Raw genomic sequence first — 18,643 nt, 5'->3', positions numbered from 1 at the left:
AACGCGTTACAAAACTTAGAATCTAAGATAGAAACACTTTATAACACATTAGCATAAGGGGACAAGGTCCTCCCCTGGTTAATGAAAAAACATAAGTAAAGGCGGAGAGAACAATGAGTATACAATTTCCAAAAGATTTCCTGTGGGGCGGCGCAGTTGCTGCTAATCAGCTGGAAGGCGCTTATCAAGAAGATGGAAAAGGCTGGTCTATTCAGGATGTAACCCCTCGTGGTGGTTGGGGACCCATTACGGATGTGCCAACAGAAGATAATATGAAGTTGATTGGTATTGATTTTTATCACCATTATAAAGAAGATATTAAACTTTTTGCAGAAATGGGTTTCAAGGTGTTCCGGACCTCTATCGCATGGTCGCGTATTTTTCCTAAAGGGGACGAGCTGGAGCCTAACGAAAAAGGACTGCAATTTTATGATAATTTGTTTGATGAACTTCATAAATATGGAATTGAACCGCTCGTTACATTATCTCATTATGAAACACCGCTACATTTGTCCAGAGAATACGATGGTTGGGTAAACCGCAAGCTTGTTGATTTTTATGAGCGCTATGCTACAACGGTATTTAACCGTTACAAAAATAAAGTAAAATACTGGTTGACATTTAATGAAATCAACTCCATTCTTGAAGCTCCATTCATGAGTGGCGGGATTAGCACACCAAAAGATCAGCTTACTAAGCAAGATCTTTATCAAGCCATTCACCATGAGCTTGTTGCGAGTGCAAGAGCGGTAAAAATCGGTCACCAGATCAATCCTGATTTCAAAATCGGATGTATGGTGCTGAGTATGCCTACTTATCCGCTGACACCTAATCCAGACGATGTGATCGCTGCGATGGAGTTTGATCACAGAAATATGGCCTTTGCAGATATTCATGCCAGAGGTCAATACCCAGGTTACATGAAACGTTTCTTTAGAGAAAACGGAATCTCTATTCATTTTGAACCAGGAGATGCCGAAGATTTGAAGCATACCGTTGATTTTATCTCGTTCAGCTATTACATGAGCACTTGTGAAACGGCTGACGAAGCCAAGAAAGCGAAAGGTGAAGGCAACATCCTCGGTGGTGTCAGCAATCCGCATCTTGAGGCAAGCGAGTGGGGCTGGCAAATTGATCCGCAAGGCTTGCGTTATGTACTGAACACATTCTATGACCGCTTCCAAAAACCACTATTCATAGTTGAAAATGGTTTGGGCGCCGTTGACGAGCTTATCACCAATGAAAAAGGCGAAAAAACCGTTGAAGATGACTATCGGATCAACTATCTGAATGATCATCTGGTTCAAGTTGGCGAAGCTATTGACGACGGAGTAGAAATTATGGGCTATACGTCTTGGGGTTGCATCGACGTTGTTAGTGCATCGACAGCTCAGCTTAAAAAACGTTATGGATACATTTATGTAGATCGTCATGATGATGGAAGCGGCACACTTGAAAGATATCGGAAGAAATCGTTCCATTGGTACAAAGATATTATTTCGACCAATGGTGCAAGCTTGCGACGGAAATAAGATGCTGCTTGCTTGATCAAGGCAGCAATTCAACGAAAAAGGATTTTATACAGCGACCGCTTCCTGCTATTGTACAGGGAAGCGGTCGCTTAGTTTTGTTTGCATCACGATCAGGCACTTAGCTGATAATTTTATTACTGACGAGCGATTGTCAGAAAGGCTATGATACGGTGAGAAGCATATCCAGAAAGGAATGAACCATTATGAAGCTTATGTTTGTATCGGATATTCACGGCTCGCTGCACTGGTTGCAGCTGGCACTGGAAAAGTTCAGGGAGGAAAAAGCAGACCGTCTTGTCCTGCTTGGAGACTATATGTACCATGGACCGCGTAATCGGCTACCGGAAGGGTACAATCCGGCGGAAGTGGCCGCTGTGCTGAATCAGTACAAGTCTCATATTGCAGTGGCTGTACGCGGTAACTGCGATGCAGAAGTGGATCAGATGCTGCTGGAGTTCCCGATGATGGGCGATTATGCTTTATTGTACCATGAAGGTCGGCGCATCTATGTCACGCACGGACATGGCTTCAGCATTGGGAACTTACCACCACTGGAAAAGGGGGATGTGTTCATCCAGGGACATACCCATATTCCGGTAGCGGATGTGGAAAAGGGCGTCTTTGTGCTGAACCCCGGTTCGATAGCGTTGCCGAAGGAAAACTATCCTCCATCCTATGGGCTATTGGAGGGAGTGCAATTCACGGTTAAGGATTTTGATGGCGACACGATTAAAACGATCACATTTTCAATGTAATCCATTTTAGCTTGAATGGGATTCATTCAAAACTTTTTCGATCTGATTGAGACAAAGATCATATTATTGTATGATAGGAACGGAGTCCGTCCGTCTTGTTTATGTAGACAACGTTTTCCAGCTACAGAAAAGACTCAACATTATGATGAAGAAAGAGAGCTTCAACACATGCAAATTAAGGATTCACAGTATAAAATGCCGCCTGAATGGGCGCCGCATGAACGTACGTATATTTCCTGGCCTGTACAGTCTTCCATGGTTTACCCGGATATGCATGCAGATGTATGCATGGGCTACGCTGGAATTGTACGTGCCATGGCTGAGTTTGAACCAGTTACCGTGGTCGTAAATCCAGATGATCTGGAGAGCGTCCAGGCACTTGAGCTCGGGGAACGGGTGGAGCTGCTTCCAATAGAGCATAGTGATGCGTGGCTGCGCGACAACGGTCCTACTTTTCTAACGAATGAGCATGGACAGTTGGCAGGTGTGAACTGGAAGTTTAATGCCTGGGGCGGCAAATACGCTCCGTGGGACCTGGATGATCAGGTAGCGCCGCAAATTTTGGACAAGCTTGGATTACCGAGGCTTGATGCACCGCTTGTGATGGAAGGCGGCTCGCTGCACGTAGACGGCGAAGGCACATTAATTACAACAGAAGAGTGTTTGCTTAATCCGAACCGCAACCCGGAATTAAGCAGGGAAGAAATCGAACGGTATGTGTGCGAATATACAGGCGTTGAGAAGATTATCTGGCTGAAACGTGGACTTAGTGGCGACGAAACGGATGGGCATGTGGACAATATTGCTTGCTTTGCTGCTCCTGGCAAGGTCATTATGCAAGTATGCGATGATCCTATGGATGAAAATTACCAAATCACGCAGGAAAATCTGCGCATTCTGGAGCAGGCAACGGATGCAAAAGGCCGCAAGCTGGAAGTGATCCAAATCGGGCAACCTCCGCGCGTGGATTTTGACGACAGTCGGTTGACGCTGAGCTATATCAACTTCTATTTTGTGAACGGCGGCATTATTTTGCCCGTGTTTGGCGGCACTGCTACTGAAAGCGACCGCGCAGCCGAGCAGGTGCTGGCAAATGTATTTCCTGAACGTACCATTCGTACCGTGGACGGCATGGCGGTCATCCGTGAAGGCGGTAACGTACACTGCACTACCCAGCAGATGCCCGCTGTAAATAATTGATCTATATAAATCCAAGAGGAGGACTGACGTGAGAAAAGTAAAAGTGGCAGCAACCCAAATGAGCTGCTCTACCAACATTGATGAAAATATAAGCAAAGCTGAGAAGCTGGTACGTGAAGCGGCTGCGCAAGGCGCGCAGATTATTTTACTTCAGGAATTGTTCGAGACTCCGTACTTCTGCCAGAAGGAAAAGTCCGATTATTTTGCATATGCAACCGAACTGGAGCATAACAAGGCGGTTAACCATTTTAAGAAGATTGCCAAGGAATTGCAGGTTGTGCTGCCAATCAGCTTTTATGAGAAAAAAAACTACGCCCGCTACAACAGCCTTGCTGTGATTGATGCGGACGGTGAAGTGCTGGGTAAATACCGCAAGAGCCACATCCCGGACGGTCCCGGGTATGAGGAAAAGTTTTATTTTAATCCGGGCGATACCGGTTTTAAAGTGTGGAATACACGATATGCCAAAATTGGAATAGGCGTATGTTGGGATCAGTGGTATCCTGAAGCTGCCCGTTGTATGGCGCTGATGGGTGCAGAAATTTTGTTCTATCCGACAGCGATTGGTTCGGAACCGCAGGATTCTTCCATTGACTCCAAGGATCACTGGCAGACTTGCATGCTCGGTCATGCTGCTTCCAATCTGATGCCAGTTGTTGCTTCTAATCGCATTGGAATGGAGACAGATGAGGACTCCAGTATCACATTCTACGGTTCATCCTTTATTGCTGGGCCACAGGGTAACAAAATTGCAGAAGCTGGTCGTACGGATCAGGAAGTGCTTACTGCCGAATTTGATCTGGATGAGCTGGAAGTGGGGCGGATTGAATGGGGCATTTTCCGTGACCGCCGCCCGGAACTATATAAAATGATTGCTACCTATGATGGTGATTTAAAAGTATAGCCTTTATACGAATATAGACAAAGTTCCCCTTGCTGATAAGCCTAGGCGTTCCCCACATTCGGATTCGCCCGGCTTTTCGGGAAGGGGATTTTTTGAATGCTTGAACGAATATGACTAAAGATAAAATAAAGATTCTCCGAGCACTTTGCAAAGTTACAAAAAAATAATTTGCCCTATCGTACATGAGATTTATACCCTTAAGTACGATTTTTTTATTTGGTATTCGATTTAAGATAAATATGAGAAATCAAAGTAAATTAGCAGGATGTTAATGATGCGAATTTTCTTTTTATGATATGAAGGGTTAACTCCATTATTTTGTAAAATAGCTTGAGAAAGTCTGACTTACTTTTAACTAAGCTACAAAGTGATAAAATATAAATATAATGTTTTTTTGTAAGCATATAAGTTAGTTGTATGACTTTTCATTTCAGTTATTTTAGTTGGACCAAAGGAATAAAGAGGTGGATTATGGGCAACGAATCCAAGGAACAAGGACAAAATGTAGACTTAAAAATAAACGATGGAGAAAGTGATCGAATTAGTACATCCAGAGTTCCTATTATAATATGGGTCATTTTGATTCATAGTGAAGGGCTTATTTTTCAGAATAAATATACACTACTGCCGTTTCAGAGTTTTTTGTTCTCCCTGGCCCTGATTGTGCATGTACTTTTGTACTGGCATGTTCGTAAAGTTCTACACTACTGTTCATGGTTTTATTTTATTATTCAAGGAGCCTTCATCTTTTCAAGCGCTTTTCTTCTGCCTAAAAGCTTTTCAATTGTGCTGGTTGGATTAATCCCGGTATTACTCGGTCAAAGCCTAGGTGTTTATTATCAAGCGAAAAAAGTTGTATTGGTGTTTTTTAGTTTCTATCTTCTTTTTTGTTCTTACTTTATATGGAGCTACGATAGCGATAGCTCCGTGTTATTTATTTCAATGCTCATTCTGCTAACCATTATCGTAGCTGCCTACGCTAATCTTTTCTACAGGCAGGTTAATGCTCGGATTCGTACCCAAAACTTTCTTGCTGAGCTGGAGCTTGCACATCAAAAAGTGGAAGAGCTTACGCTAGCCAATGAACGGCAACGTATGGCACGGGATTTGCATGATACACTGGCTCAAGGTCTTGCTGGGCTTATTATGCAGTTGGAAGCCATAGATGCCCATCTGACAAAAGGCAGCTCACAGAGAGCACATGAGATCGTTCAGCAGTCCATGTCCCAGGCACGCAAAGCGTTGGCTGACTCACGCCGGGCTATAGACAACCTGCGTTCAAAATCGGCCTCGGAAGTCGACTTTGCTGATGCAGTCCGGGAAGAAACGCAGCGCTTTACGATGGCTACCGGAATCCGAACAGCGCTGGACATCAAGATCAAATCCTCGGTATCCAGGCTGTTGATTGAACATGCGCTGCACATCATAAGTGAATGTCTAACGAACATAGCCAAGCATTCGCATGCCAAGAACGTATGGATCAATATTTTGGATAGTCAAGGTATAATTTCTATAGAGGTCAGTGATGATGGGAAAGGATTTAACCCAGATATCATTGCCAGACAAGCAGGACACTATGGACTAATAGGCATTCATGAGCGTGCGCGTCTGCTGGGCGGAACAATAAGTATCAACAGCACAGTGAGAGAAGGGACGTCTATTAAAGTAGAGGCCCCCCTTACTAAAGGAGACGTATCATGAAATTTAAAATATTAATTGTTGATGATCATTGGGTGGTTAGAGAAGGGCTAAAGCTTGTACTAGAGACAAATGACAGCTACGAAGTTGTTGGTGAAGCGGAAGAAGGGGCAACAGCTCTTACCCTGATTGAGGAACTTCAGCCGGATGTCATACTAATGGATCTATATATGCCCCAAATGAGCGGCTTGGAAACGATGAAAGCTTTAAAAGAGCGACAAAATGAAACACCGGTTATTATCCTGACTACCTATAACGAGGATGATTTAATGATTCAGGGACTGTCCTTGGGAGCGAAAGGATATTTATTAAAGGATACCAGCCGTGAGAATCTATTTCGGACTATTGAATCAGCATTAAGGGGAGAGACACTTCTTCAGCCGGAAATTACAGCAAGAGTTTTTGCTAAAACAAGTGAGAGAGAGGTCAAGAGCGAGCAGCATGAAGATACTTCTATCTTGACCGAGAAAGAAAGGATTATATTACAGTCCGTTGCACGGGGGCTTAGGAGCAAAGAAATTGCGTTCGACATGGGGATTTCGGAGCGGACCGTGAAAGCGCATTTAACAAACATTTACAATAAACTCGGTGTAGATTCCCGATCTGAAGCGGTAGCCGTGTCTCTGGAACGAGGCATTCTGCATCTTTAAAATTGGTAATAAAAACATATATTCATTTTGAATTTGCCCTATCGTACATGAGGTGCTTGCCCTTATGTACGATTTTTTTGTTTATAAACCGTTGTACTCTTAAAAGAGAATAAATGCAGTTTAATATTATGGATTGCTGAAACTGCTTAGAGGAAGTCGAGGAGGATGAAATTGTTGAATAGGACACGAATCAAAATGCTAGTCACGGGAATAACTTTCGCTATGGTGGTTTCCGGTTGCTCAAGTGCTTCGGAGGATACCGCTGTAAAATCCGGTCAACCGGTACACATTCAAAAAGTAGCGATGAAGCCTTTAACTAATGAATTTAATCTGGCGGGAACATTGCAGGCCAGCAATCAAACCGCAGTTTCCCTTGAAGCGAATGGACGTATTTTAAATACGACGGTTGAAGTGGGAGATCAGGTACAGAAAGGGGCAGTCCTCGCGAAATTGGACACAACCACTTATCAGCTCCAGCTTGCACAGGCCAAGGCAACTTTGGAAAAGGCCAAAGCCGGTGTCAGCCAAGCGGACGCTTCTGTTCAATCGGCACAGGCAAGCATTCATAATGCACAATCCCAGATTAATTCAGCCCAATCCAAATTGCAGGAATTGAACAATGGAGCCAAAAAACAGGAAATTGCACAGTCTCAAAATGCGGTTACTGCGGCAACCAATATGTACAACAAGAAAAAGGCAGATGCCGCCCGGACCCAAAGTCTATTCCAGGCAGGTGCAGTATCCTTAACGGAAAATGAAAATGCGCAGCTGGAAGTAACAAACGCACAAAAAAGTTTAAGTGATGCGCAAGAGAAATTGTCCCTTTTGCTTGCAGGGGCTTCCCAGGAACAGCGTACACAAGCTTCGGCTGGCGTCGATCAGGCCAGGGCAGGGCTGGAATCGGCTATGGCTACTCAGCAACAAGGTCTAGCCAGTAAAGCTCAGGCACAGGCTTCCTACGAGGATGCGGTAGCTGCTTATGAACAAACGGCTTTAGCTCTTAAGAAAGCTACTTTAACATCCCCCATATCTGGTGTTGTGATTGAGAAAAAGGTATCTGATGGTCAACTGGGCTCCAGCGGGAGTGAAGCGTTTATTGTCGGAAATATTAGTACTTTAAAAGTGCTCCTGCCTGTACCGGACAGTGAAATCTTATCGTGGAAGAAAGATCAAAAAGTAAATATATCTCTCTATAATGAAATTAGAACAGGGACCGTTACCCAGATCTATCCATCGACTAATTCCAAAACGGGAAGCATCAATGTGGAGGTCAGCATTCCTAATCCTGAGCTAAATTGGAAGCCTGGTCAAGTCATCAGCGCATCTAAAAGGATGAATCAATCTGAAGCATTGTTAGTGCCAGTAGAGGCTGTAATTAGCACCGGAGATGATCCTTATGTCTTTAAAGCTGTAAATGGCAAGGCCGTTAAAACAGCGATTAAAGTTGGAAAAGTGACTAATAATCAGTTCGAAGTTGTCTCTGGACTACAAGCAGGCGATCAAATTGTTACCCAAGGAGCAGGAACTTTATTTAATGGCGATTTACTTGGGAATGATGTACTTGGGAAATCGGAGGAATCGTCTAAATGATTAAATACATCGTTAAAAAGCAGAAAATTACACTTATTTTCTTTGGTATGTGTATTCTGCTAGGACTCTACAATTTTACATCGCTACCTAAACAGGAGCAGCCTGATGTTATTCCCTTGTCAGCCAGTGTTACAACCGTCTATCCGGGCGCCTCTCCTGAAAGAATCGAGCAAACCATTACTAAGGTAATGGAACAGAAAATTAAAGCAGTACAAGGTGTCAAAACGATTTCTTCCACTTCATCTAAAGGCCAATCCAGTATAATGATAGAAGCTTTTGAAGATGCGGACCCGACAAAGGTGTGGGCTGATCTTCGTACAAAGGTACAGGATGCACAGTCTGAGCTTCCAGATGATGCGATGCAGCCCATTATCAATGATAGCATGACAAGCTCTTTCATCGGTTCATATGCGATTACTTCTGATAAAGTTGAGAATTTATACTCGTTGAATGAATTGATGAACAAATGGAAGGATCAATTAAAAGCGGTTTCGGGTGTTTCGCAGGTTAATATTCAAGGAATACCGGATCAAGAAGTACGAATCAGTTTAGACACACAAAAGATGCAACAATATAACATCTCCTGGGAGCAGGTTGTTCAAGCGATCAAAAATGAGAATGACAGAGTTCCTACAGGAAGTATGGATTTCAATGAGCGTACTTATCAACTGACGGTAAATACCTCAACTGATCCATCTATTCTAAATAACGTCCAGATTTCAAGCAATGACGATGGATTCCCGATATCTCTGAAAGATGTAGGTACAGCCTCACTTGTATTTAAAAAAGCGGCTAGTTATACGTATATGAATAACAAGCCTGCTATTTCGATCAGTGTGAGTGGAGATACAGGCACAGACGTGCCAACGGTATCTAAAGCGGCAGCAGCCAAAATTAATGAACTTGCGAGCAGTTTGCCGAAGAATGTACATTTTGAGCTGCTTTTTGCGCAAAATGATCGAGTAAGTGAAATGTTTGGTAATCTCACCAAAGAGATGCTCATCGCTATTATATCGGTCATTGTTATATGTACATTAGGTTTGAATTTGCTGACTTCTGCATTTGTGGCCTTGGCAATTCCTGTTTCCATCGCCATCGGTTTTATTTTCTTGCCCACAACAGGAACCACACTGAATCAAATTTCAGTCATCGGATTAATCATCGTGCTAGGGATATTGGTTGATGATGCCGTCGTGGTAAATGACAACATTGAACGCCGACGCTCTGAATTTGGGGAAGATGCTACGGAGGCGGCAATTAAAGGAACGAAAGAGGTATCCTTATCGATCATTACAGCTACGTTAGCTACGGTTGCGGCATTTGCCCCGCTTTTATTCCTGCCGGGCACTATTGGAGACTTTATTAAACCGATACCTACCGTTATTTCGTTAACGATGCTGGCTTCCATGATTATGTCGCTAACGATCATTCCTATTTTCCGTCAATGGTATGATAGCCGCCGTAAGGGTAAAGAACGTAGCAAAACGACCAAGCCACCTGGGCTTCTTGGTAATCAAATACAGTCACTCTCCAATGTGTACTCTAAAAACTGGATGCCAAGAATACTGCGACGTCCACTTTTAACAGCGCTTATTGGTCTTATGATTGGTACAGCAGCTTATGGACTACTTGCTATTGTTCCCATTGAATTATTTCCGGATTCCGATCAAGCGGATGCCACGATCAGCGTAACGATGCCAGAAGGAACGTCGTTGCAGGCAACCAATCAGGTTGTAAAGGAGATTGGGAACTGGGTCAAAAAACAGCCGGAAACAGAGCGGCTGGCGGCAACGGCAGGTGGAGGAGCGCCTCAGCTGTACAGTGATGTTGCAGGTGGTCACGGCTCTGGGGGAGCGGTAAACGGTCAACTTGCTGTCGTTGGAAAAGAGGGGCTATTTGATCTCAAAAAAACAGTGGATAATTGGACCCATACGCTACAAGCTAAATATCCATCTGCATTGATAAGCATTCGCGTTCCTCAATTAGGTATTCCGGTCGGCAGTGCGGTGTCTATCCGTATTAAAGGAGAAGACATCGGAAAACTGCAAAATATGACAACTAAAGTAAAAGAAATCGTTGCGGGGACCCCCGGAGCTGTAGATGTGACCGATAATATGGGTATGCAAAGCTATAATCTGAATTTCCAAATCAATCAGCAAGCCTTGGATAAATATCGGGTTAGCTATTCCGATTTAACGCGTACTTTGCTATTAATGGGTGACGGGGTGAATGTAACGGATTTTGATACGGGTAAGGAATTACTTGATGTAAATGTATATATGAACAAACCAAACAATGATCCTGAGGTATTATTCCAACAATTAAGTGTGAACAATTCAGCAAGGGAGCAAATCCCCTTATCCCAGTTAGCCACGATGAAACCGGACTTTTCCATCCAGCAAATCCACCGCTATGATTTGGAACGGACTGTAACGATCTCAGCCAATGCAAATGGGCGTACGGCTACAGAACTCACTCAGGACATCCGTAGCAAACTTACAAATACACAGTTTGAACCAGGCTACACCTGGGAGATGGGGGGGGAAACATCCGCGCAGTCCGATATGTTTAAGGATTTGGGCAAATTAGCTGTTATTGTTATTTTTCTTATTCTCCTTTTGATCACAATGCAGTTTTACTCGGTTTCCACACCGCTAATTATTATGACCACTGTTTATCTGGCAGCGGCAGGGGGAATCCTTGGAAGCTTTATTTCAGGTATGCCGATTGGATTTATGAGTATTATGGGTATCATTTCACTTGCTGGTATCGTCGTGCGTAACGGTATCGTATTGATAGAGTTTATTGAAGATGCGCGGCGTGAAGGAGCTAATTTAACAGACGCGATTCTAATGGCATGCTCTGCCCGTTTCCGTCCGATCTTGCTTACTTCGTTAACTGCGATTGTCGGTATGATCCCCATTGCCACAATAGGGGAGATCTTGTTCAAACCGTTGGCAACGACCATTATATTCGGACTGATTTTTTCAACCATCTTAACTTTGTTTGTAGTGCCTACTCTTTATATGGTCGTAGCTAATCTGAAGCTGAAACGGAAGCAGAAGAAGGAAATGCATACAAATAACGATAGCTCATTGTCTTTGTAACTGATACAAAAGACAGATAGGTCATAGCTTTGCTTGAGCATCTACCCGATCGTACATTAGGCTGTTTGCTTCGGCATTGAAAACTCCCGGAATATCAGCAACAGTTTGCTGATCAAAACAGTATAACAACTGTACATTTGTCGGAGGACAATAATACAAATTAACATTAATTAAATGCGGCGAAGTAGGGTACTCGATTAGGGTTTGCCAATTCTTATACGGTTAAAATGAAAGTCGAGCTGTTATTCCAGCCCGGTTTTGTAAAATTTAAAACTGTATTTCTGATCGCCTTACGTTATATTGGCTTGCAGGTGTTTAATCAGGAACCGGGTGAACGGAAGGAGTTTGGTAAAACTCCGCTTCGCAGGAATAGGATCAGTGACATGCTGCAACAAAGCACAGTGAACAGACTGACGGAAATAATACCACCTGTGTGCGCATACAGAATCCCCCGAAGTGAAAGAGCCAACGGTCGTTCAGAAATACATCGAGAAGTTGGCAAGTGATGAGATGGTTTCACGCACTGTGGCAGACAGGGTTTGAAGCAAACGAAAGTGAATGAATATACCTAAATTATCGGATTAATGATGAAACAAGGCAGACCAGAGAATCGGACTGCCTTGTTTTAATTTTTTTATCGTCCTATTATCGTCACTGGCTGCATCGTTTATCCGCGGGGGACAGCCTTAAGGCGGAAGGTGGAGCTGACAAAATCTCCTGACAGATCCGAGACAACAAGCCCAATTTTCATTAAGCGGTCACCTCCAAAGATTTCGCCGCCGAACGCTTCGTGGAAGGGGGAACCAGCGTCTTCCCCCAAGGTATTACCCGTATGGTCAGTAGTATTGCCTGCTGCGCCGGTTTCGATCTTATACTTTTTCTCTGGGTTAAGTCCTTTTAAAGTTAATCGCAGGATTGGACCATTGGGCTCAGCCAGTACGCGGAAATAAGCAACAAACGCTTCCGACTGGTCCTCGCTAACGAACATCCAAGCCGTATCGCCTCGGCCTTCAAACGGGCTAAGAAGCCGATACATATTCCCCTGCTGTACAAGGGAGCGAATCTCCTTATACTGGGCGATTTGTTTGGCAGCGAGCTCTTTTTCTTCCTTTGTAAATGCAGTAAGGTCAAGCTCGTAGCCAAAGTTGCCACTCATTGCCACGTCACCACGTATGGCGAGGGAGGTCATTCGTCCCACCTGGTGGTTCGGTACGCTCGATACGTGTGCTCCCATGGTGCTGGCTGGATACACGATGCTTGTTCCGTACTGGATAGCCAATCTTTCAATTGCATCGGTATCGTCGCTGGTCCATGTTTGCGGCATATAGTAGAGCATTCCGGGATCAAATCGTCCGCCTCCTCCGGAGCAGCTTTCGAACAAGATGTCCGGAAACCGGGAGGTCAGGCGTTCCAGCAGATCGTAAAGTCCGAGCATATAACGGTGTGCGGTTTCCTTTTGCCGTTCGCTAGAAGCTGTAGCCGAAGCAATCTCCGTCATATTACGGTTCATGTCCCACTTGACATAAGTAATTGGAGCGATCGAAAAAACGGAGCTGAGCGTATCGTACAAATAGTCGCATACTTCCTTGCGGGAGAGATCGAGCACCAATTGGGATCGGCCTTCCGTCCGCCGCCGACCCTCAGCATGCAGGCACCAGTCAGGATGGTTGCGGTACAATTCACTATCAGGAGATACCATTTCCGGCTCTACCCACAAGCCAAACTGTAATCCTTGTTCATTAACCCTTTTGGCTAGGTCGGCAAGACCGCCAGGCAGCTTGCGGTGATCCTCAAACCAGTCTCCAAGTGAATTATCGTCGTTGTCACGTTTGCCAAACCAACCGTCATCCAGAACAAAGAGCTCAATACCAAGGGGACCCGCTTCCTTAGCAATCGCTTCGATTTTATCGGCGTCGAAGTTGAAATAAGTGGCTTCCCAATTGTTTACAAGAATAGGTCGCTCTTTGTCACGGTAAACGCCCCGGCACAGACGTGTGCGGTAGAGACGATGATAGGTGCGCGACATGCCTCCAAGACCTTCTTCGGAAAAGACCAGAACGGCTTCAGGGGTCTGGAATGACTGACCCGGTTCAAGTCGCCAGGAGAAGTCAAAGGGATTGATTCCGATACTTACACGGGTCTGGTTGAATTGCTCTACTTCTGCCTGTGCGACGAAGTTGCTGCTGTAGACCAGACTGAAGCCGTACACATCTCCGTGATCTTCAGTTGCATCAGGACGAAGCAATGCCAGAAAGGGATTCATCTGGTGACTGCTGGAGCCCCGACGGCTTTCCAACCGAATGGCCCCGGGTCCGAGGTCGCGGCGCTGGATATGTCTTTCCCGCACCCACGCTCCGGACAGATAGAGAGCCTGGTAGTTGGAATCGGCGAAATCGACAGAGGCGCTCATTGCATGCTCAATATTCATGACAGCGCTTCCCTTATGCTCAAAAAGTGTAGACCGGGCAATAGCGCTGTGATTCGCAAATACGGTATAGAGCAGTGTAGTCTTAAGACCCGAGTATTTGTCCTCAAGGATTAGAAAGAGGGTTGCCGCTTCATCATCCGATTCGGTATAGACGGCAGGAAGTCCTTCGAGCTGTGGTTTACCCGCTACAATACGGTAACCACTATATTTTAGCTCCGTAATCCGGGTTCCGTCCGCAAGTGCAGCCTGGTAAGCAGGCTGACGAAAGTCGCTTGTTCCATACTGGGGATATTCCTGGGGAAGCGTATCCAGGGAAATCGTACGATTGGAAGGAACAGGATTGGGAGAAAAGGAGCACCGCTCCCTAAGCTCCAGTATACTTGCCAGACTTTTGTCATGATGAAGTCGTGCTCCCCAATAAACATGTGCGGGATATCCTTCTACAAGCTGGATAATATAACTGCAATCCTTGGACTGCAGATGGAACAAACCAAGCGTCTCGTCTACATGAATGTTCATGGTATTCACTCCTTGAGGGTTCATCATATCAATTTGTTTTCATGTAAGGATTTTATCAAAAACATTGAGAATTTCACTTGCTGATTTTAGCCGTTTCTGCACGAGCTCTCCCGTATGACAAGCTTAGTCCCGATCACGCTGTGCGAAGGTGGTTCACGTCCCTCAAACCGTTCAGAGAGCAGTTGAACGGCAGCCTTTCCCATCTCTTCGGGGTAGGCACGTACGGTGGTGAGCGGAGGCTGTACGAAGGCCGCCATCTCAATGTCGTCGAAGCCGACGACAGCCATATCCTCGGGCACCCGGATTCCATGTCCATGCAGGGCGCGAAGGGCTCCGATGGCCAGCGGGTCGCTTGCAACGAAGCAAGCCGTCGGTCTTTCCTGTTCGGTAAGGAGATTGTTCATCATCAGATATCCATCCGCGGTACTCCATGCGCCTACACGGACGAATTGAGGATTGTACAATTCCTGTTCCCGCATGAACCGTTCAAAATAATGCGCACGTCGCTCTCCGTCGCTTTTGCCGCCGATAAACCCGATTTGTTGGTGGCCAAGCTCGATTAGATGTCCGAGTGCCTGATCAACAGCTTGACGGAAGTGGAGGCGTACAGAATCGTACTCCAGCTGTTCATGGTACTGGTCCACAAGGACAATGGAGTTCTTGTCGGGATGCAGCTTGATCACCTCTTCAGGATCGACGCCGCCCACAACAATCAGACCGTCTGTCTTCTGCAAGGTGGAGATGGAAGAGCGGCCCCGCAGGGTCTGTCCCAACGTCAGGCCAAGCTCTTCACAGCGCAGCTCGATTCCACGACGGATCGAGGCGTAATACGGATCGTCCCGTTCCTCTTCAATGGAACACCACAACAGGAGGGAGACCGTCTTTCCAGCACGTTCCGTGTTCTGCTTTAATTGTCTCAGCCGGGAAGGCTTATACCCAAGCTGTTCGGCAACCGAAAAAATTCTGTTTCTGGTGTCTGGGCTCACAGCCAGAGACTGATCGTTATTTAAAACCCTTGAAACTGTTGCGGCAGACACTCCCGCTTCTTGGGCAATGTCTTTTATTGTTGCCAAAGAGCTCACACCTTTTTAGTTAATAATTTTACTAAAAATCAACTTCATCCTAACACATCCCCTTTATGCTTTCAAGATGGCTGTTGAATTTACTTTTAATCTACTACTGTGCAGATTAGTTGTGTTAACATGATGAATATTCTCTTGATGACGGAGGGGTTTCAAATTGAATATTCTGTCACTAGCTCGAAAATGGTTTGGTCGGCTTCGATTCAAAAGCAAGGTTATTACGGTATTTCTTCCGCTAATCATTGTTTCTCTCCTCATTCTTGGACTGTTATCTAACCAACTCTTTAGTCGTTCTTTGATAGACCGAACCACCAGCAACGTGGTGGACGAGTCTCAGCTTATCCTATCTCGGACCGATTACATATTCAGCAGTGTGGAAACGGCGGCCAATATTATGGTCACGAATATTAACCGGATGTATGATTCATACGGTGCCAAACCTGATACAGCCATGGAGCATATTCAGTTTGGAAACCTGATGCAGAGCCGCCTATCCATTGACTTGTCAATCTTTCGCGAGGTGGATGCCGCTGTATTCATTGATAATAAAGGGACAATTTTCGCCTCTTACACCGAGAGTGGGGATGAGAGCAAAGTTTATAGCATGATTAAGCAGGTAAGGGAATCCAAAAGTTATGGACAGGCACTCTGGTTTGATATGGAGAGGAGAGATTTCCTAACACCAGATCCGAACCTCCCGGTTTTGACGCTGGGGAAGACGGTCATTAATATAGACACCGGCGAACCGTATGGAACGCTTTTTCTGCTAGTGAAGGAAGAAGGTCTGTCCGCTTTTTTTCGTTCCAGTGATCCGGATGTGCCCAAATCCTATTATTTTTTGAATAACGGAACTCGCGTGGTCGTGGCAAAAGACAATGAGAGGCTGATGAATCCGGTGAATCCACATCTGGCTGAGGCCATTCAACGTTGCGCGCCTGATATGTCCCAAGAAACGTGCTCTTTTGAGGATGAGGGCAATCTGGTAACGGTCATTGATTATGACCGGATGGATTGGAAGCTGGTCAATATTGTATCTCTCAGCCTGCTTACGGCTGATGTCCGGCAAAATGTTAGGCTGTCGCTTTTAATCGGCGTATTATGCCTTGTTTTTTCCTGGCTGGGCGCCAGCTTTCTGTCCAGAATGGTTGTTAGTCCTCTCGAACAACTGACTAAGGCAATGCGAAAAGTAGTAACCGGTGATTTGCAACCGGTTGCGACAGTCCGCACTGAGGATGAAATCGGTACCATTGCTGAAGCGTTTAACTTTATGGTAAGACGGGTCCGGGAGCTACTGGATGAGGTGAGGCAGGAACAGAACCGTAAGCGTGAATATGAGCTTGCACTGATGAGCGCCCAAATTAAACCGCATTTTCTGTACAACACTTTGGATACCATTTACGCGCTCAATGAGTTGGACCGTAATGATGAGGCTAGAGATACTACAAAGGCGCTGGCAGATTTTTATCGTATGGTGCTGAATAAGGGACGGGAGCTCATTATTCTAGAGAAGGAAGCTCAGATTACTGATGATTACCTGACGATTCTGCAAATCCGTTATCCCGATGTGTTTCGCTATGAGGTGGATATTCCACCAGAACTTGCGGGTACACCGATTCCGAAGCTCTCGCTCCAGCCGCTTGTCGAGAATTCGATTTACCATGGTCTTAAGAAGAAAGAAACCAAAGGTTTTATCCGCATTTATGCCTTTAAACAGGGCGATAAAGTGGTCGTTCGAGTGGAGGATAACGGTGTGGGGATGGACGAAATCCAGGTTCAGACCATTATGTCCAGACATTTACCGGAAGAAGGAATACGGTCAATTGGCACCTACAGCGTTCAGCAGCGACTGAGTCTGTACTTCGGTGAGGAGTATGGGATATCGGTGCAGAGTGTTCCCGGAGAAGGAACCATTGTTGACCTTTCGCTGCCGACGCTGCCAAAAGGGGAGTGAGCACAAAGATGTATAAAGTGATGATTGTCGATGATGAGCCGCTGTTCCGGGACTTTCTGCGAATTAAGATAGACTGGAAAAGTCACGGATTTCGGGTTTGCTGTGAGGCAAGGAATGGGCGGGAAGCGCTTCAGGAAGCCGAGCGGCACCAGCCTCATCTCGCCCTCGTTGATATCAATATGCCCTTCATTGACGGAATAGAGTTAGCCGAGAGGTTGAAAGTCAAGTTCGAACGCATCGTTATTGTATTCATTTCCGGACATAACGAATTTGAATATCTACAGAAGGCGGTTCGAACCGGAGTGCAGGATTATTTGCTGAAGCCGTTCAATGCAGAAGAAATGATCTTGATGCTGGATCGTATCAAGCCGAAATTACCGGAGCTTCCGCGGGAAAGCGAAACCGGAGAGTGGAGGGATCATAGTGGTGAAGCGTTGCATAGTAGAGCATGTATGCCTGATTTGGGCCACCTGCGCGATGCGGTCGTGCTTGACCTCCGTATGAAAGACAGTGAAACGTTAGAGGAGGTCCGCAAGGCAATCCGTCAGCTAAGCGTATGCAAGTGGGGAGATGAGTACGCCGATGCCATGCTTATGGGGATTGTATCTCTTGCACTTTCCTTTGCAAGTGAACGCGGCATTTCTTATGATCGATTATGGGAGAACGGAGGAGACAAATCTCCTTACGACCGACTGCGGGAGTTAGATTCCTGGGAGGCTGCTGAAGGGTGGATGCTCACCCTCTACCGCAGGCTGATCCAGTTGATGGAGGATATGCGCCCTACGAAGGCTTCCAATCTCTTTGCTGCGGCGATCGCCTATATCGAGGAACATTATGCAGGCACAGAACTGTCCGCTGAGCAGGTTTCGGGCGGGGTATTCGTCGATCCCAGCTATTTGCGGCGCATCTTCCGCAAAGAGTCCGGCTTCTCCATAGTGGATCATATTACACACATCCGGATGAAGAAGGCCAAGGAACTCTTGCTGAACGGAAATCGGAAGCTGTCGGAAATCGCTGAAAGTGTCGGATACAGCGACCCCAATTATTTCAGCAAGTGCTTCAAAAAACGCTTTGGCATGACGCCGACTGAATATGAGCAACTCAAAAAAAGGTAGCTGCCCTGCGAGGCAGGACAATCCAATTTACAGACAAGCGGTTCTCCTTATGGGAGGGCCGCTCGCTCTTTTGTCCCGTTTTTTACTGATAAGGCCCGTTTTATTCCTTAAA

The 18,643-nt window shown here is 45.6% G+C and carries 13 protein-coding genes; 11 read left to right on the top strand and 2 right to left on the bottom strand.

Going from position 1 to position 18,643, the window contains the following annotated elements; genetic code table 11:
- The first annotated feature begins 113 nt into the window (after positions 1 to 113).
- The 9 genes from ABH897_RS14725 (at position 114) to ABH897_RS14685 (ending at position 11,942) form a co-directional block, all read left to right on the top strand.
- Positions 114 to 1,532, top strand: a complete 1,419-nt coding sequence (locus ABH897_RS14725; protein WP_404519022.1) for a glycoside hydrolase family 1 protein — start codon at positions 114 to 116, stop codon at positions 1,530 to 1,532.
- 203 nt (positions 1,533 to 1,735) lie between these two features.
- On the top strand, positions 1,736 to 2,287 hold the full coding sequence (gene yfcE / locus ABH897_RS14720; RefSeq protein WP_044645980.1) for a phosphodiesterase: 552 nt from the start codon (positions 1,736 to 1,738) through the stop codon (positions 2,285 to 2,287).
- 168 nt (positions 2,288 to 2,455) lie between these two features.
- Positions 2,456 to 3,487 (top strand): agmatine deiminase family protein, encoded by a 1,032-nt coding sequence (locus tag ABH897_RS14715; protein ID WP_404519020.1) that lies wholly within the window; start codon positions 2,456 to 2,458, stop codon positions 3,485 to 3,487.
- Between the two features lie 28 nt (positions 3,488 to 3,515).
- Positions 3,516 to 4,391, top strand: a complete 876-nt coding sequence (aguB, locus tag ABH897_RS14710; RefSeq protein ID WP_283655928.1) for an N-carbamoylputrescine amidase — start codon at positions 3,516 to 3,518, stop codon at positions 4,389 to 4,391.
- 471 nt (positions 4,392 to 4,862) lie between these two features.
- Positions 4,863 to 6,092, top strand: coding sequence for a sensor histidine kinase (locus ABH897_RS14705; RefSeq protein ID WP_404592294.1), 1,230 nt, complete (start codon positions 4,863 to 4,865; stop codon positions 6,090 to 6,092).
- Positions 6,089 to 6,739 carry a response regulator gene (locus ABH897_RS14700; RefSeq protein ID WP_283655930.1) on the top strand — a complete coding sequence of 217 codons (651 nt, stop codon included), beginning with the start codon at positions 6,089 to 6,091 and terminating at the stop codon, positions 6,737 to 6,739. The genes ABH897_RS14705 and ABH897_RS14700 overlap by 4 nt, the downstream gene beginning before the upstream one ends.
- Before the next feature lie 165 nt (positions 6,740 to 6,904).
- Positions 6,905 to 8,329: an efflux RND transporter periplasmic adaptor subunit gene (locus ABH897_RS14695; protein WP_283655931.1), complete on the top strand. Its 1,425-nt coding sequence runs from the start codon at positions 6,905 to 6,907 to the stop codon at positions 8,327 to 8,329.
- Entirely contained in the window at positions 8,326 to 11,436 is a 3,111-nt protein-coding gene (locus ABH897_RS14690) for an efflux RND transporter permease subunit (RefSeq protein WP_404592292.1), read from the top strand. The genes ABH897_RS14695 and ABH897_RS14690 overlap by 4 nt, the downstream gene beginning before the upstream one ends.
- A gap of 227 nt (positions 11,437 to 11,663) precedes the next feature.
- The gene (locus ABH897_RS14685) at positions 11,664 to 11,942 is read left to right on the top strand and encodes a hypothetical protein (RefSeq protein WP_404592290.1); all 279 of its coding nucleotides are present in this window, start codon (positions 11,664 to 11,666) and stop codon (positions 11,940 to 11,942) included.
- Between the two features lie 161 nt (positions 11,943 to 12,103).
- Here ABH897_RS14685 and ABH897_RS14680 read toward each other — a convergent pair whose 3' ends face one another.
- Positions 12,104 to 14,383 carry an alpha-galactosidase gene (locus ABH897_RS14680; RefSeq protein WP_404592288.1) on the bottom strand — a complete coding sequence of 760 codons (2,280 nt, stop codon included), beginning with the start codon at positions 14,381 to 14,383 and terminating at the stop codon, positions 12,104 to 12,106.
- A gap of 86 nt (positions 14,384 to 14,469) precedes the next feature.
- Positions 14,470 to 15,456: a LacI family DNA-binding transcriptional regulator gene (locus ABH897_RS14675; RefSeq protein ID WP_404592286.1), complete on the bottom strand. Its 987-nt coding sequence runs from the start codon at positions 15,454 to 15,456 to the stop codon at positions 14,470 to 14,472.
- 166 nt (positions 15,457 to 15,622) lie between these two features.
- Here ABH897_RS14675 and ABH897_RS14670 point away from each other — a divergent pair, with 166 nt between their 5' ends.
- Positions 15,623 to 17,416: a sensor histidine kinase gene (locus ABH897_RS14670; RefSeq protein ID WP_404592284.1), complete on the top strand. Its 1,794-nt coding sequence runs from the start codon at positions 15,623 to 15,625 to the stop codon at positions 17,414 to 17,416.
- A gap of 8 nt (positions 17,417 to 17,424) precedes the next feature.
- The gene (locus tag ABH897_RS14665; protein WP_404580304.1) at positions 17,425 to 18,531 is read left to right on the top strand and encodes a response regulator transcription factor; all 1,107 of its coding nucleotides are present in this window, start codon (positions 17,425 to 17,427) and stop codon (positions 18,529 to 18,531) included.
- Positions 18,532 to 18,643 lie beyond the last annotated feature (112 nt).

This window comes from Paenibacillus sp. RC73, assembly GCF_044908085.1.
GTDB lineage: Bacteria > Bacillota > Bacilli > Paenibacillales > Paenibacillaceae > Paenibacillus > Paenibacillus terrae_A.
The sequence above is the reverse complement of the archived record's forward strand: the minus strand, read 5'-3'. Positions and strand labels throughout refer to the sequence as shown.